Annotated in this window: 14 protein-coding genes and 3 pseudogenes; 6 read left to right on the top strand and 11 right to left on the bottom strand. The window is 51.0% G+C overall.

The window, feature by feature from the left end; genetic code table 11:
• The 6 genes from ACOTYN_RS22415 to ACOTYN_RS22390 all read right to left on the bottom strand — a co-directional run bounded on the left by ACOTYN_RS22415 (position 1) and on the right by ACOTYN_RS22390 (position 5,088).
• Entirely contained in the window at positions 1-471 is a 471-nt protein-coding gene (locus ACOTYN_RS22415) for a TlpA family protein disulfide reductase (RefSeq protein WP_011191345.1), read from the bottom strand.
• A 151-nt stretch (positions 472-622) separates the two neighbouring features.
• Positions 623-913: a DUF1330 domain-containing protein gene (locus ACOTYN_RS22410; protein ID WP_011191344.1), complete on the bottom strand. Its 291-nt coding sequence runs from the start codon at positions 911-913 to the stop codon at positions 623-625.
• 62 nt (positions 914-975) lie between these two features.
• Positions 976-1,407: a GlcG/HbpS family heme-binding protein gene (locus tag ACOTYN_RS22405; RefSeq protein ID WP_004357630.1), complete on the bottom strand. Its 432-nt coding sequence runs from the start codon at positions 1,405-1,407 to the stop codon at positions 976-978.
• A 73-nt stretch (positions 1,408-1,480) separates the two neighbouring features.
• A complete protein-coding gene (locus tag ACOTYN_RS22400; RefSeq protein WP_011191343.1) occupies positions 1,481-2,491 on the bottom strand; it encodes a zinc-binding alcohol dehydrogenase family protein in 1,011 nt (336 codons plus the stop codon).
• 609 nt (positions 2,492-3,100) lie between these two features.
• On the bottom strand, positions 3,101-4,369 hold the full coding sequence (locus ACOTYN_RS22395; RefSeq protein ID WP_011191342.1) for an IS4-like element ISApu1 family transposase: 1,269 nt from the start codon (positions 4,367-4,369) through the stop codon (positions 3,101-3,103).
• 317 nt (positions 4,370-4,686) lie between these two features.
• A complete protein-coding gene (locus tag ACOTYN_RS22390) occupies positions 4,687-5,088 on the bottom strand; it encodes a hypothetical protein (RefSeq protein WP_220124121.1) in 402 nt (133 codons plus the stop codon).
• A 126-nt stretch (positions 5,089-5,214) separates the two neighbouring features.
• Here ACOTYN_RS22390 and ACOTYN_RS22385 point away from each other — a divergent pair.
• A pseudogene (locus ACOTYN_RS22385) lies at positions 5,215-6,324 on the top strand (IS4-like element ISApu2 family transposase); the annotation flags it as partial.
• A gap of 40 nt (positions 6,325-6,364) precedes the next feature.
• Here the strand turns inward: ACOTYN_RS22385 and ACOTYN_RS22380 are convergent.
• From ACOTYN_RS22380 to ACOTYN_RS22365, 4 genes and pseudogenes are all read right to left on the bottom strand, one after another.
• Positions 6,365-8,410, bottom strand: a pseudogene (locus ACOTYN_RS22380) (Tn3 family transposase); the annotation flags it as partial.
• Between the two features lie 16 nt (positions 8,411-8,426).
• Positions 8,427-8,965: pseudogene (locus ACOTYN_RS22375) on the bottom strand (IS1 family transposase).
• 50 nt (positions 8,966-9,015) lie between these two features.
• Complete coding sequence (locus ACOTYN_RS22370) at positions 9,016-9,318, bottom strand: hypothetical protein (protein ID WP_223878984.1); 303 nt, start codon at positions 9,316-9,318, stop codon at positions 9,016-9,018.
• Positions 9,319-9,320: 2 nt separating this feature from the next.
• Positions 9,321-10,256: an AraC family transcriptional regulator gene (locus tag ACOTYN_RS22365; protein ID WP_002123001.1), complete on the bottom strand. Its 936-nt coding sequence runs from the start codon at positions 10,254-10,256 to the stop codon at positions 9,321-9,323.
• 122 nt (positions 10,257-10,378) lie between these two features.
• Between ACOTYN_RS22365 and msrA the strand changes: the two genes are divergently transcribed.
• The 5 genes from msrA (at position 10,379) to ACOTYN_RS22340 (ending at position 12,771) form a co-directional block, all read left to right on the top strand.
• Positions 10,379-10,867 carry a peptide-methionine (S)-S-oxide reductase MsrA gene (gene msrA, locus ACOTYN_RS22360; RefSeq protein ID WP_069785042.1) on the top strand — a complete coding sequence of 163 codons (489 nt, stop codon included), beginning with the start codon at positions 10,379-10,381 and terminating at the stop codon, positions 10,865-10,867.
• A gap of 3 nt (positions 10,868-10,870) precedes the next feature.
• Positions 10,871-11,131: a glutaredoxin gene (locus ACOTYN_RS22355; RefSeq protein WP_005403706.1), complete on the top strand. Its 261-nt coding sequence runs from the start codon at positions 10,871-10,873 to the stop codon at positions 11,129-11,131.
• A 31-nt stretch (positions 11,132-11,162) separates the two neighbouring features.
• On the top strand, positions 11,163-11,603 hold the full coding sequence (gene msrB, locus ACOTYN_RS22350; protein WP_005403705.1) for a peptide-methionine (R)-S-oxide reductase MsrB: 441 nt from the start codon (positions 11,163-11,165) through the stop codon (positions 11,601-11,603).
• A gap of 54 nt (positions 11,604-11,657) precedes the next feature.
• A complete protein-coding gene (locus ACOTYN_RS22345) occupies positions 11,658-11,903 on the top strand; it encodes a glutaredoxin family protein (RefSeq protein ID WP_011711656.1) in 246 nt (81 codons plus the stop codon).
• 220 nt (positions 11,904-12,123) lie between these two features.
• Entirely contained in the window at positions 12,124-12,771 is a 648-nt protein-coding gene (locus ACOTYN_RS22340; RefSeq protein WP_223846397.1) for a peptide-methionine (S)-S-oxide reductase MsrA, read from the top strand.
• Positions 12,772-12,990: 219 nt separating this feature from the next.
• Here ACOTYN_RS22340 and ACOTYN_RS22335 read toward each other — a convergent pair whose 3' ends face one another.
• Positions 12,991-13,968: a sensor domain-containing diguanylate cyclase gene (locus ACOTYN_RS22335; protein WP_002119794.1), complete on the bottom strand. Its 978-nt coding sequence runs from the start codon at positions 13,966-13,968 to the stop codon at positions 12,991-12,993.
• Positions 13,969-14,100 lie beyond the last annotated feature (132 nt).

The following is a 14,100-nucleotide window of genomic DNA, read 5'->3' as shown; positions in this document are numbered from 1 at the left end:
TTACACCAGCTCCAGTCCCTTCACGAGCTGATCGGCGTCGAGATGGAAGTCCGAGAATACGATGCGGCCGCCAGCGTCCATCACGGAGAACCAGGGCGTTCCCCGCGTGCGGTAGTCCTCCATGAAGGTGGGAAGCGTCGCGCCGGCAGGTGGCTCGTCCTGACCGAACGCGACAGGAAGCGCATACTTGAGCTGGTTCACGCGCAGCTTCTCGAAGGTGTTCTCATCCGCTCCTTCGAAGACGGTCTGGATCACCGCGAAGCCCACGCCCTTGGCGCTCAATGCACCATGCAACCTTTGTAGCGTCGGAAATCCATGCAAATGGCAGCCACGGCACCAGTGCTGGAAGGCGAAGAGGACTTTCGGGCCGGTGCCGAGATCCGACAGCTTGAGCGGCGCGATGCTTTCTCCATCCGCGCCAATCCATCTCTGCACCCGCAGCTCGGGGGCTTGTCGTTCGTCGACGCTCATCTGATCCTCCAATTCCGATGCAGAAGTCCGATGAGTGGTCGCGTGTGGCGATGGCACGCGAACCTCACCGCCTTGATCCCCTACAGGTTGTAGGATGCGAGTTCGCCGACCGATACCTCGTGGCCAGCCCCGCCGTTCTTCCGTCGGTGTGTCACCGCCGCCCCTCAATGACAAAGGCGCGATAGCGGGAACCGGCAAAACGGTGCGCAGCGATGGTTTGGTAGGCGGGGCTATGATACCAATCACGGGCGGCCTGCATCGTCGGGAACCGCAAAATTACGGCCCCTTCGACGGGCGGCCCCTCCAAATGCTCCATCGCGCCATAAGCGGCGAGAAAGGTTACGTCGTGGCCATCGAACGATGGGCCGACGCCTGCAGAATAGGTTGCGAGTTCTTCCGGATCGGTGGTTTCTTCGCGGGTGAAGACGACGAACGCTTCCATCTTAAAGTCTTTCATAAGGTCGCATCTGCAGGCCACCGCCGCTGGCGATGGCCTTAAAGTCGTCAGGCTGGCAGCTCGAACCCGATTTTCGTGAGTGCCTCGACGCACGCATCCTGATCCTGCTGATAGTTGCCTCCGGAGATGCCGATCCCGCCGATCAACTTCCCGTCTTCCAGGATCGGATAGCCTCCGCCGACAGCGACCATCCGGGGGCGATAGGCCAGCGGCGCCACTTTTGGATCGTTCGAAACATAGTCGTTCCAGACATGGGTGGGGTACCCAAACGAGGCGGAACTCCAAGCCTTGTCGATGGCAACATCGACGGTGAGAAACGGCGCGTCATCAGTGCGCTCGAACGCGCGCAGGTTACCGGTGGCGTCGACGACGGCGACCGCAGCCGGGATGCCGATTGTACGTGCCGCGGCGATCGCCGCGTCGATGAGGGCGACGGCGGTTTCGCGGTTGATCGAGGCGGTGGCAATGGATTTCGTCATGAAATTTCCTTCGCCGTGGCGTAATCCGTCCGGCGTTCTTGAGGTTAGAAAAGACGTTCGGCGGTGGCAGTCATCAGAAGCCTTCGAGGACAATCTTGCCTCTTGCCGCGCCACTTTCGATCAGTGCGTGCACCGTCTTCAGATTGGCGGCATTAATTGGCGACAATTTTTCGGTTAGCGTCGTGCGAATTTTGCCGTCGTCCACCAGCACCGCCAGCGAATTGAGGATCTTGCCCTGCTCATCCATGTCGGGCGTGCCGTAGAGCGACCGTGTGAACATCAGCTCGTGGTGGATCGACACTGCCTTGCGCTTGAACAGCATGACGTCGAGCGCCTTGGGATCGTCGATGAATCCGAACCGTCCTTGCGGGGCGATCAGTTCGGCGATGTCGGATGCATGCTGCTCGGTATGCGTGGTCGAGAACACGAAAGCGGGAGCGCCGATGTTGAGCTCGGCAATCTGTGGCGCGAGCGGCCGAGAGTGGTCGATGACATGATGAGCCCCAAGCCCTTTAACCCACTCCTGGGTTTCCGGCCGAGAGGCGGTGGAGATGACGATGAGATCCGTGCGCTGTCGAGCGATCTGGATGGCGATCGACCCGACCCCACCCGCACCACCGATGATGAGGATCGCCGCCGCCCCGGGAACGGGCTTCGTCACGTCCAGGCGATCGAACATGGCTTCCCAGGCCGTCAACGTCGTGAGTGGCAGCGCCGCCGCTTCCGCCCAGTCGAGCGACGCGGGTTTACGACCGACGATCCGGGCGTCGACGAGATGGAACTCCGCATTGGTGCCAGGCCTTATGAGCGATCCGGCATAATAGACCTCGTCGCCTACCGCGAACTGCGTCACGTCGGGGCCGACCTCTTGCACGATCCCGGCCGCATCCCATCCCAGCACTTTCCAATCGCCATCAGCGGGCGGCGTGCTGCTGCGGATTTTGTAGTCGACCGGGTTGACCGAGACAGCCTTCACCTCAACCAGGATATCGCCTCCTTCAGCGACAGGCCGAGGCAGATCAATGTCGACCAGAGAGGCGTCCTCGGCGATGGGTCCCGGAACCTTGTAACCAACGGCTTTCATCGGTGTCTCCAGCTTGCTGTATCCTGAAGTCTTATCGATCAGATCGAAATTTCTTCCGAAATATACTCAGGATTTAAAGATTTCGCGTGTCAGACTATGAAGGTATGCGCGCAACATATCCAATAGCGGTACGACATAGTTTCCATACCTCGGAGCCGGATTCAGAAGTTTATCGAAAATAGCGGTTTATTGCTGTTCGGCGGGTGAGCATCCGGATGGAGGCGATAAGCGCCCAAGCGGTTGAGGAGTCGACCTCTCAGCGGTCGCGTTGGCAGGGGCGATCTCGCCCGCCGGTCTCACACCAACGTTGGCAAGCGACGGCGTCCGCTCGAAATCCGCTGACGGGGATACGCCTGCAATGCCGATTCGAAGCTATCGAAACTATAGCTACAGGGTATTGGGAAATCATACTGGACTGACGCTATAGTCTTCACGCATAACCACGACTCAAAATGGTCCAACACTTTTCTCTACGCTAATAGGGGAGCCCGCAGAATTCGGAAAAAATCGTACGCTAAGGTTTTCCGGGCATCCGTAAGGGCCGAAACTTCCCGTCTTCCAGTCTGCGGCTCTGCCGCCAGACGTAATCGCCGGTTCATGTACAGGACCTTAAGCGGCGAGTCCATTTAAAACGCCTTCCAAGGTCCTGTTCTGTATCGACTTTCTCTGCTTGGTTCGGCAGGCGTTCTTGGCCAAATAATCGGCAGCCCATTCCAATCTTTCCCTTATTTCTGTCAGCGCCCTATGGGCCACTGCTTCCAATAGCGGTAGCCACCACGTCGCACTGTTCTTCGACGCTTTCAGCATCGATAGCGCCCCACTCATCACACTCTGCGCGACCCGTCTCTTCATCACCAGCGACAGCAGGCTCGTCCACACCAACCCCTCGGCAATCGCTTTCTCGCCCGTCACAAACCCCTTGAGCCGGTTGTGCGATTTCCACTCTTTAAATAACAACTCCACCTGCCAACGGCAGCGATACAGGCTCATCACCTGCTCTGCTGACCATGCTGCTCGCGGTAGGTTCGTCATCCACAGACAGAACCGCTTTTCCTCAGCAAACCAGCGCCGGATCAACCGGTACTCGACCTGGCCGGACTTCACCACCATATCCAGTACCTCGGCCCGACAGCGTCGCCGTCCGGCCTCTCTCAGAGATAGTCCCGCCAGCTTGGGTACTTCCCGTCCATCACCGCGCCAGGCTTGGATTATCTTGGGGTTCAGGCTTTTCGTGCCGCGCACCAGATAAAATCCGCCAGCGTCGTTCACCTGCTCAAACCAAGCCCTGTCAATGTAACCTGCGTCAGCCAGCAGCAGGCAGTTGGTCAGCGTGTGGGCTTCAGGCAGAAATTGCCGTTCCCCTGCGGTATCGGCAGACACACTCATGCACAACGGGCTCTGCTCCGACAGTGACATGGTCATATGGCACTCGATAGCTGCCGGACTGATGGTCTTGAACCGGCCGGGAAAATCAGCAGCAAGGCGCCGATGCACCGCAAAGGAGGTGCCATCGTGCAGTAACACCTGCTTGAACGCGCCGAGGGAGGCTGCTTTGAGTTGATGGTCGATACGCAAGGCGATGGCCCGCTCGACCAGGGCTTTCATAAACAGGGCAAAGCTCTCTTTGCGCAGCTGATTGTGAAACGGTTTGTAAGAAACCTGATGGGTGTTTACCAGTTGCAAGGCATTGAAATGGCGGTGTAAACCGGCAATGTCATTGACCTGGTCGCCTCCCATGGCCCGCAGCAGTGCAGGTACGAGCATGGCTGGGGTAATGGCACGCTGACGCAGACAAAACTTGCAGAGCCGAGCAATGCGCTCGAGTGCGGCGGGAGCCAAGAGTTGCTCCAGATAGTAATTAGCGTTGATAATAGTCATAGGCTTCGCGCGTGTTGATTTTGTTTGGCGATAAAATCAGATCACAAACGAAGCCTTTTTTATATCTATTTCAATTGGTTGCCGCTAAAGATCCTGTACATGAGTGAGGGTTATGGTGGCTATATGCTGGATATTGCTATTCAGATGACAGCCATATGGGGAAGATTACAGGCGCCTGAAATAACAGCAGAGTATGGAGTGACTACCACGGCTGGAGGTTGGCACGGGCTGATCCCCTCTCCCTTTGGGAGAGGGTTAGGGTGAGGGGAGCTGGCTGACCGGGTGTAGCAACCAGGCGGCATTACACCGCTGAATCTTCAGTTATTGAAATTCCACGCGATCGGCAGTTCGACGTCGAAGATAAGTGCATCCCCGTCGAGGCGAAAGGCCAGGCTGGTCTGGTGCTGGTCGTATTCGTTGATAATCAGGCAGCTCTCGGCGAAGTTGGACTCGTAGTTGATATGGGCCACTCCTTCACGGCCGTCAGCGAGTTCGATGCTGAGCACCCGCAGCGGGTTCTCCTGACTGAGGTTGACCCGGGTGTCCCCCACGTCCACCAGCCGTTCCAGCAGAGGGAAGAAATCTTGTCTGTGGGTCGTTATGGCCTGGGTGATGGCCTGCTCCAGCTCAGCCTGGGTGGCGAAGGGGCCGCCGAGTGGGTAGCGGGTCTGGATCCTTTCCTGAGTCATTGCGTTTCCTCCTGAACTGAGATGTGGCAACAGTTTGGCCGCTGCAGTGACCTGTCATGTACAGGATCTTTAGCTACAACCAATTGAAATAGATAGAAAAAAGGCTTCGTTTGTGATCTGATTTAATCGCAAAAAAAAACCGACACGCCCGAAGCCATGACTATTATAAATGCAACCCAGTACCTCAAGCAACTTCTTAGCTCTTCTGAACTCAACCGGATCGGTAAATTTACCGGTTTTTGTCAGCGACTCCGGGATATCCAGCCTGCGAGACTACTCCCGGCTCTGCTCTCAGGGCTTGGTTGCGACAAGGTGGATGGTATTGCTGGTTTGCATCGCCATTTCAATGCGTTGCAGCTCCATGATACTGACCAAATAGCGTATAAACCCTTTCACAACCAGTTACGCAAGCAGGGTTTTCCCTTGTTCATGCGCGCACTGGTTGAACGAGCCATCGCCTTACGCCTCAAGGAGTGTCTACCGGACGCCCACGGACTGGCAGGCTTTGAGCAGGTACTGCTGCAGGACGGGTCGTCATTCGCGTTACATCCGCAATTGGCAGAACATTTCCCGGGCCGATTCAATAAGCACAGCCCCGCTGCGGTAGAGTGTCATATGACCATGTCCTTGCTGGACCAGTCGCCGATATCGATGAGTATCACGGCGGATACCGAATCGGAGCGCAAGCATCTTCCGGCCGAAAATTCGTTAAATAACAAACTGTTATTGGCGGATGCCGGTTACATCAGCCGCGAGTACTTTGCTGATGTGACCAAAGCCAAAGGAAGCTATCTGGTCAGAGGGAGTCAAAATCTCAATCCCAAAGTACAGGCAGCTTACCGACAGGACGGCAGGGAAATGCCCAAGTTACTCGGAAAAAAGCTCAAGGATATCGATCGGAGAAGCTGCAGAGCCGAGGTTCTGGATCTGGATGTGAGTTCGGGAAAGTATAAATATCGACTCATAAGACGTTGGTTTGCAGAGGAAAAACGGTTCTGTATATGGATGACCAATCTTCCGCGTGAGCGATGGCCAGCCGAGAAGGTGATGGCATTGTATCGTTGCCGTTGGCAGATCGAACTGTTGTTCAAAGAGCTGAAATCACATAACCGGTTGAAGGCGTTCGCGACACGACAAAAAGCGATAGCGGAAGGCTTGATCTGGGCTAGTTTGCTGGCCTTGCTGGTCAAACGTCGGCTGGCGCTGACGCTGATTGGCAGCGCGGAGTTATCGATGCTGAAGATTGCCAAAAACAGCGCGCTTTGGTTAATGCGGGGTTCGAGGTCCAATGATGTAAAAAACCACGCTAAGAGGTTAATTCATTGTTTGTATTCAAATTTAATGGTCTTAACTCGCCCTTCAGAATATCTTCCGGTAACGAAAACGTATAATGTCCCAGCATATTTATATGGCCATGTATCAGCGGCGATAATCTTGCCAGATGCTCCTCTTCAGGTGTTTCCCCCGATTTGCGAAGATGTGACAACGCCTCCTGCATGTAAAGTGTATTCCACAGCACAACCGCATTGGTCACCAGACCCAGAGCACCGAGTTGATCTTCCTGCCCTTCACGGTAGCGTTTTCTAATCTCACCACGTTGTCCGTAGCAAATGGCTCGAGCCACTGCATGGCGTCCTTCTCCCCGGTTGAGCTGAGTGAGGATCCGACGCCGGTAATCCTCATCATCGATATAGTTGAGAAGATACAACGTCTTGTTGACCCGGCCCACTTCCATAATCGCCTGAGCCAGACCAGATGGTCGGCTACTTCTCAACAGTGAACGAATAAGCTCTGATGCATGGATGGTCCCAAGCTTCAGTGAGCCCGCCATTCGCATCATTTCATCCCATTGGGATTCTATTTTTGACAGTTCAACACATCCCCGGGCCAGCTCATTCAGGGCACCATAATGTGCCGTTTTATCTGCCCGCCAGAATATCGCCCCGCCTGCATCGGCCAGACGAGGGGAAAACTGGTAGCCCAGTAACCAGAACAGGCCAAAAATGATATCGCTGGATCCTGCCGTGTCCGTCATAATTTCTACCGGATTCAGCCCGGTCTGCTGCTCCAGAAGCCCTTCCAGTACAAAGATGGAATCACGAAGCGTCCCGGGAACTACAATGCCATGGAAACCGGAGTATTGATCGGAGACGAAGTTGTACCAGGTGATACCGCGTCCTGAACCAAAGTATTTACGATTTGGTCCGGAATTAACCGTTTTAACCGGTGTGACAAAACGCATACCATCTGCGGAGGCAACCTCACCACCTCCCCAGTACCCCGCGAGCGGCAGCGTGGACTGAAAATCAACCAGCCGTGCATTAGCGGTGACCAGCGTTTCTGCCCTGAGATAATTTTGTTTAACCCAGCTCAGACGATGGCGAGTAAGCGCGGGAATATTATGCTTTATCAGGGGTTCATGCCCTATATTGCATGCTTCTGCCAGCAGTGTTGCGCACAGACTGACCTGGAGATCCTGCGCCCGAGCACCTGATTCACTGACGTGGCTGAATTCGCGGGTAAAACCGGTTCGGGCATCTATTTCAAGCAACAGCTCCGTCAGATCAACCGGAGGGATCAATTCTCTTACCCGACGATTCAATTGTATCAGTGCCGGTGGCTCATCCAGTTTATCCAGACTGCTAATCGTCAGTGAGGGATGCTTACCTTCATTGCTTATGCTGACCGCTGCGTTGCAGGCAAAACGTGAAGCCACTGATTTCCATGTGTCATCAAGCCGCGTAGCCAGTTGTTCTGCTGCTTTAGTTCCGTCTGATGGATGACCCAGCGCCCGACATACCGGGATGCGTTGTGCCTGCCATTCAGCTCCCTGAAGCAATTTTTGACGCGGGTCCCCCCACCGATCACTGTTCTCCAGCCAGAGATCACGACGGCGCAAAGAATCTTGAAGGCGCTCGAGAAGACACAGCGAGTAACCCGCTCGTAGAATCCTACCATCTCTGTCGTAGACCAGACGTTTCCATGGGCCGGAAATGATTTGCTCTGGTGCATCGTCGAGAATTCGCTTTTTTGAGCCACTCAGTTCGGCCAGATAATGGATTGCTGACAACGTGAGCTCCCCGGCCGGGGCGGCCTGAAAGTGTAAGTCACGCAACATCGCGGACAGGAAACGCTTCACCCGTCCATATTGTTCCACCATTTCATCCTGAAACTGAGTATCTTGCGGGCGCGCCAGCTCATTTACCTTGCCGACGGATTCAGCCAGTTTGTCCTTTGGTATGCGGCGAAAAATAGCCTGCCGCAGAGCTGCTTCATCGGTGTTCTCATCAAGTAATAACGTGCATGCCCGTGCCAGTAATAGCGCGGCACGATCAAGATCTTTCAGGGTCCTGGGTAATGACTCCAACTTACTGATAGTGTTTTATGTTCAGATAATGCCCGATGACTTTGTCATGCAGCTCCACCGATTTTGAGAACGACAGTGACTTCCTGCCCAGCCTTGCCAGATGCTGCCTCAGATTCAGGTTATGCCGCTCAATGCGCTGCGTATATCGCTTGCTGATAACGTGCAGTTCTCCCTTCAGGCGTGATTCATACAGCGGCCAGCCATCCGTCATCCATACCACGACCTCAAAGGCCGACAGCAGGCCCAGAAGTTGTATGCGTGAGTTTACCGACTGCGGCCTGAGTTTTTTAAGTGTCGTAAAATCGTGTTGAGGCCAACGCCCATAATGCGTGCACTGGCGCGACATCCGACGCCATTCATGGCCATATCAATGATTTTCTGATGCGTACCGGGTTGAGAAGCGGTGTAAGTGAACTGTAGCTGCCATGTTTTACGGCAGTGAGAGCAGAGATAGCGCTGATGTCCGGCAGTACTTTTACCGTTACGCACCACGCCTTCAGTAGCTGAACAGGAGGGACAGCTGATAGAAACAGAAGCCACTGGAGCACCTCAAAAACACCATCATACACTAAATCAGTAAGTTGGCACCATTACCCGTGAAGCTGATTCAACTCGTGCCTCAGTTGCTCCTTCGTATATTCCTTTTCGATTTGCTGATGGAGGATGCCATTAGCGTCAATCTGAGCTTTTAACACCAGAAAGAGAAGCACTGAACCCAGAATTTGTACAAATGGGCTTGAAATACCTCCAAGAACATCTCCTATTTCGCCATAACCTTTCAAATATTGCAGCGGAAGAAGAGGTGCAAACAAAGGGATAAGCAGGCAAGCCGCACCACCAATGACTATGACCCAGAAAGCTATTTTGGTAACAGGAGAGTTATAGATATTCATTTTTACACCTTTTCAGAATTTTCTTTTCTGTACGCGCTAGGAGTTTTGCCAATTTTTTTCTTAAACAACTTTTGAAAGTGTTCATGTGCCGGATACCCAATGGCTTCACTCACTTCGGGAACAGACTTACCGGATTCTTTAAGCAGCTGCTTTGCTTTTTCAAGCCGACAATAGGTTAAATAATCAAGAGGTGTCATGCCTGACAGCTCCTTAAATTTGACGCTGTAGTTCGTACGCGACATCCCCGCAATCCCGGCGAGATCGTCAAGACCCCATTTTTTATCGAGACTATGATGAATAGCTTCCAAGGTTTTGCTGAGTTGCGGATTTTCGATCAGTTTGAAGAATCCAGCATTTTTATTGGATTTGTACATGTGGATTCTTAACGCTTGCACGAAGATAATTTCGGTCAGCTTTCTGACTAACGTGTTGCTTCCAGGAAGCCCTGATTTTGCTTCCTGCTCTATAATACTTAAAAGCATGGCAAGCCAAGGCGAGTGGGAGTTATCAGCACTCTTGATATGCACGACATTTGGCAGCGAATTTAAGAATGGATGATCGGGTCCGCCATTAAAACAAAAATGTCCGCAAACGACGTTGGCTTTGAGCTTGCTCTGATCACCGTATTCCAAAACTTGAGCTTCGGTGAGGTTGGCTTTAGCTCTAAATTCGACCGCAGGCTCGGCCTTGATTTTTGGTGCACTGGCCATGGTGTGCTCCATCCCTTTGAAAAAGATCAAAATATCGCCCTGCTCCGCCAATGCTTTAAGTTTAAGTTTTGGCACCTCATACCAAAACTCGCCATGAGTCACGATGTGAAATCTCGCTAGATTCTCTTCCTGCGGGAGGCTGATGCCCCAGTCTCCCGCAAATGAGGTTCTATACCAGTAGCTGCTAGTAAGCTCTACCTTATCTAAAATTTCACTGAGAACATCCATATGTAGCTCCTACGTAAACTGTCCAATAGGTCATGTTATACGAACTATTGAACATATTATATCTATTTTACATGCTGTAAAGTCAGTCTAATCAGTAAGTGGATGAAAACTAAGGAGGCTTTATGAAACTAGATTATGTGATCGTTGCCGGAGGGTGTTTTTGGGGTCTCGAAGACCTCCTTAGGAGTCTGGACGGTGTGACGTCAACGAAGGTGGGCTACTCTGGCGGAGATTTTGATGATCCTACCTACGCCGATATTATAACAGGGAAAACGGGGCACGCCGAAGCGGTTCGCGTGGAATACGACCAAGACGAAATATCTCTCGAAGAGATTCTACATTACTTTTTCAAAATCCATGATCCGACTACGAAGAATCGCCAAGGAAATGATGTTGGCACTTCGTATCGCTCGGCAGCGTTCTATCGTGACGATGCACAGAAAGCGATTATCGAAAACGTGATTGATGAGGTCAATGAGATCGGTCGCTTCGAGAATGAAGTGGTCACGACCGTCACCCTGGAAAAAGAATTCTACGACGCTGAGGCATATCACCAAAACTATTTGCAGAGGAATCCCAGCGGATACTCTTGCCATTTTGAAAGAGACTAAATCATGAACCAAATGAACGAGGAAAAAATGAAAGCACTTAAGAATGTTGTTATTTATACGAAAGACCATTGTCCATTTTGCGCACGCGTGAAGAATTACCTAACTGCTGAAAAGGTCGATTTCAAACAAATTCGCGTAGACGACGATCCGAAGACTTACCTGGAGTTGAAGGAAAGAACAAATCTCCAAACTGTACCGCAAGTTTTTGTGGATGGAGAATTCATTGGTAGTGCTACAGACTTCTTCTCGTGGATTGATAGCTAAAGAGTGAACCCTAAAATAAAGGAGCAAATATATGTTCAATTGGAAAAGCATTTACAACTACCTGGATAACGGCACTCCCGCGCCTCCCAAAAAAGTAGAAAAGAGCGAGGAAGAGTGGAAAGAAATTCTGACGCCAGCGCAATTTCGGGTCATGCGGATGAAAGGCACCGAACGCGCGCACACCGGAGAACTCTGTTCATTTTATGAAGCTGGAAGGTACGCCTGTGTGGGCTGCGACACCGAACTCTTTGACTCGAACCTAAAGTTCGATTCGGGAACGGGATGGCCGAGTTTTTCTGAGCCAGTCGCAGACAACGTAATTCAATATGAACTGGATACGACCTTCGGGCGCAGAATCGAAGTGCTATGCAATGTGTGCGAAGCCCATCTGGGGCACGCTTTTCCAGACGGTCCTGAGCCATCAGGGGTCCGATTCTGTATTAACTCGGAGTCATTGAAGTTTGTAGAATAATTTTTAAATCGAGGGGGTTTATGAAAGTGAACCTTTTGAAAAAAGGAGCCGTTCGTGTTGATTAAGCTGTTCGGTCATAAAGACTGCCATAAAACCAAGATTTACCATTCGTACTTGCAAGAAAAAGGGAGCCAGTTTGTTTTTTTGGATGTTCATGAAGACGACGCGGCTGCTGATGAACTGTGCTCCCTCTATTCGAACGGAAAGCTGAATTTCCCGACAATAGTGGTTGGGACAAAGAAGCTGAGAAACCCCAAGTTCAAGGACCTTGACAGGTGGTTGGAAGCTTCAATGAAATAATGAGTTTTTTAGAATTATTAATAACTTAATAAGCAGTAAGATCAATGATTACAGCAATTTTCCGCAGTTGTGTTACCAAGAAACATGCTGCGGAGTTTTAGCAAAGATACTTCATCAAGCTGGTGTTGGAAAACGTGGTCTTATCGTCGTTTGCACGGCGTGAGGAATGGGAGTGGCTTCAATTTTTGAAAGTTAGGTGAAAAATATGTCGGATCTAAAAATGAATAAAGAAGACGGTGTTGAAAGCTATGAATTTGCAACCCCTGAAGCAATCGAAGAAGCATTGAAAATCGGGAAGCTTAGTCAAACGGTTTTCGGCATGGGTTGCTTTTGGGGACCGGATTCTAATTTTGGAGGGACGCAGGGAGTAGTGCAAACACGTGTTGGCTACGCTGGAGCATCAACTCTGGATCCGAGTTACCGCAACATCAACGGACACGCCGAAGTCGTCAGAGTGATCTACGATAAAGACCAAATCAGCTACAGGGAACTTCTTGGAAGTTTTGAATCATGGTCTGTTCATGGTAGAAAGCAGGGCCAGTATCGCCAGATACTTTTTGTTTTTGATCTGGAGCAAAAACAAGTAGCTGAAGAACTGATTCAAGCGATTGGAAAGGAGAAATCTCCCGAGGTGATTGAGGCCGGAGAACAAAATGGTTATTTTTGGCCCGCCGAAGATTACCATCAAAAGCATCGTCTTCGCAGAAACAAACAGCTTGTAAGTCTTGCAGAAGTAGATTTCGGTCCTCGCTGGGATGAACATCTGTATTTTACTAAATTAAATAGTACCGATAGAAAAGGCTTCAGTCTCTCAAGCTGGCTAAAAAAGTTGTCTCCGGAAATGCAGAAAGCTTACCGAATCGGTTAATCTGAAATTGCAGCTGGCTAAAGAACTCTATTTTCTATATGTAAAGAATGTGACGATCTCCTTCACATGGAGTCCAAGAGAGCATAAAAAATCTGTGTAAGTCGCATTACCCATGTATTTGAAAGGAATAAATAATGCCAATATCAGACCAGCTTATCGACCGAAGCAAGACCTCAGTTTTTATGAGGTCTTGAGATCAGCGCAGCATGAACAGATCTCTTACAGTGTGGCGAACACACTGGTTTGATTGCGGCCTTGGGTTTTAGCTTTGTATAACATCTGATCGGCGACTTCGAGCAACTGCTTTTTGTCGTCAAATAAATCAGCGCTGGCCAAACCTATGCTGACCGTTAATTGTCGTAATAACCACTCATGGTTAGCCACTACCAGCCTTAACTTTTCCAGTGTTTTATTTGCGGACGCTGTGTCTGTGCCTGGCAGGATCAGCACAAACTCTTCACCACCATAACGGGCGAAAAAGTCATAGTTCCTGCTATGGCGCTGAAACAGAGCCGCGACTTGACTCAGTGCCTCATCTCCTGCGGCATGACCATAGCTGTCGTTAAAACTCTTAAAGTGATCAATATCAATCAATGCCAGTACAAAAGATTGTCCTGTTCTTTGCCAGCGAGCAAATTCAGCTTCAAACTTGAGGTCAAAAGCTCTTCTGTTGTTCACCCCTGTCAGCGCATCCGTCATGCTGGTATTATGTAATTGTTCGCCGACTTTTTTCAGCTCCAGTATGGCGATCACTTGTCTGGACAGAGCCTGCAAAGAGCTTATCTGCCGCTGGTTCAGCTGCTTAGGAACATGATCATAGACACAAATAGTACCAATCACTGCACCTTCGGGATCAATCAGCGGCGAGCCAGCATAAAATCGGTAGCCAGGTCCTGAAATCACCATAGCATTGGTACTGAATCTGTGATCTAAAGTAGCGTCAGGGACCACCATTACCGCATCAGGTGTTTCCATTGCATACACGCAAAAGGACTCTTTAATTAATACAGAGGTACGCGAAATACCAACTTTTGCAATTAGATTCAGCTTTGTGTCATCGGTTCGCGTCACCATAGCCACTGGTGCATCACAGATATAACACGCCAGTTCAGTGATATCCCGCAGGTTCTGATCTGCTTCAGCAGGTGCTTTTAGTGTGGTTTCTGCACTAGCTGTTTGAGCTAAACTAAAGGTCATGTACTTCTCCGTTTTTCTACTGCTTTTTTCAAAGATCCTGCATAGAAAAATGAATTAAATCGTTGATTTAACTCTAAATAGCTGTTCCGAATAGTAGATCACCGGAGGAAGGGAACTCAGTCCAGTTTGTGC

Origin of the sequence: Enterobacter cloacae complex sp. IR5458, from assembly GCF_049238025.1 — a bacterium.
GTDB classification, from domain to species: Bacteria; Pseudomonadota; Gammaproteobacteria; order Enterobacterales; family Enterobacteriaceae; genus Enterobacter; species Enterobacter kobei.
This window is presented reverse-complemented; position numbering and strand designations above follow the sequence as displayed.

What these genes read in the sequence shown, in the direction of transcription:
- ACOTYN_RS22355 (WP_005403706.1), top strand. Translation starts at nt 10,871, where the DNA reads ATGAACCAAATGAACGAGGAAAAAATGAAAGCACTTAAGAATGTTGTT.
- ACOTYN_RS22405 (WP_004357630.1), bottom strand. Translation starts at nt 1,407, where the DNA reads ATGACGAAATCCATTGCCACCGCCTCGATCAACCGCGAAACCGCCGTC.
- ACOTYN_RS22335 (WP_002119794.1), bottom strand. Translation starts at nt 13,968, where the DNA reads ATGACCTTTAGTTTAGCTCAAACAGCTAGTGCAGAAACCACACTAAAA.
- ACOTYN_RS22410 (WP_011191344.1), bottom strand. Translation starts at nt 913, where the DNA reads ATGGAAGCGTTCGTCGTCTTCACCCGCGAAGAAACCACCGATCCGGAA.
- ACOTYN_RS22340 (WP_223846397.1), top strand. Translation starts at nt 12,124, where the DNA reads ATGAATAAAGAAGACGGTGTTGAAAGCTATGAATTTGCAACCCCTGAA.
- msrA (WP_069785042.1), top strand. Translation starts at nt 10,379, where the DNA reads ATGAAACTAGATTATGTGATCGTTGCCGGAGGGTGTTTTTGGGGTCTC.
- ACOTYN_RS22370 (WP_223878984.1), bottom strand. Translation starts at nt 9,318, where the DNA reads ATGAATATCTATAACTCTCCTGTTACCAAAATAGCTTTCTGGGTCATA.
- msrB (WP_005403705.1), top strand. Translation starts at nt 11,163, where the DNA reads ATGTTCAATTGGAAAAGCATTTACAACTACCTGGATAACGGCACTCCC.
- ACOTYN_RS22400 (WP_011191343.1), bottom strand. Translation starts at nt 2,491, where the DNA reads ATGAAAGCCGTTGGTTACAAGGTTCCGGGACCCATCGCCGAGGACGCC.
- ACOTYN_RS22365 (WP_002123001.1), bottom strand. Translation starts at nt 10,256, where the DNA reads ATGGATGTTCTCAGTGAAATTTTAGATAAGGTAGAGCTTACTAGCAGC.
- ACOTYN_RS22395 (WP_011191342.1), bottom strand. Translation starts at nt 4,369, where the DNA reads ATGACTATTATCAACGCTAATTACTATCTGGAGCAACTCTTGGCTCCC.
- ACOTYN_RS22415 (WP_011191345.1), bottom strand. Translation starts at nt 471, where the DNA reads ATGAGCGTCGACGAACGACAAGCCCCCGAGCTGCGGGTGCAGAGATGG.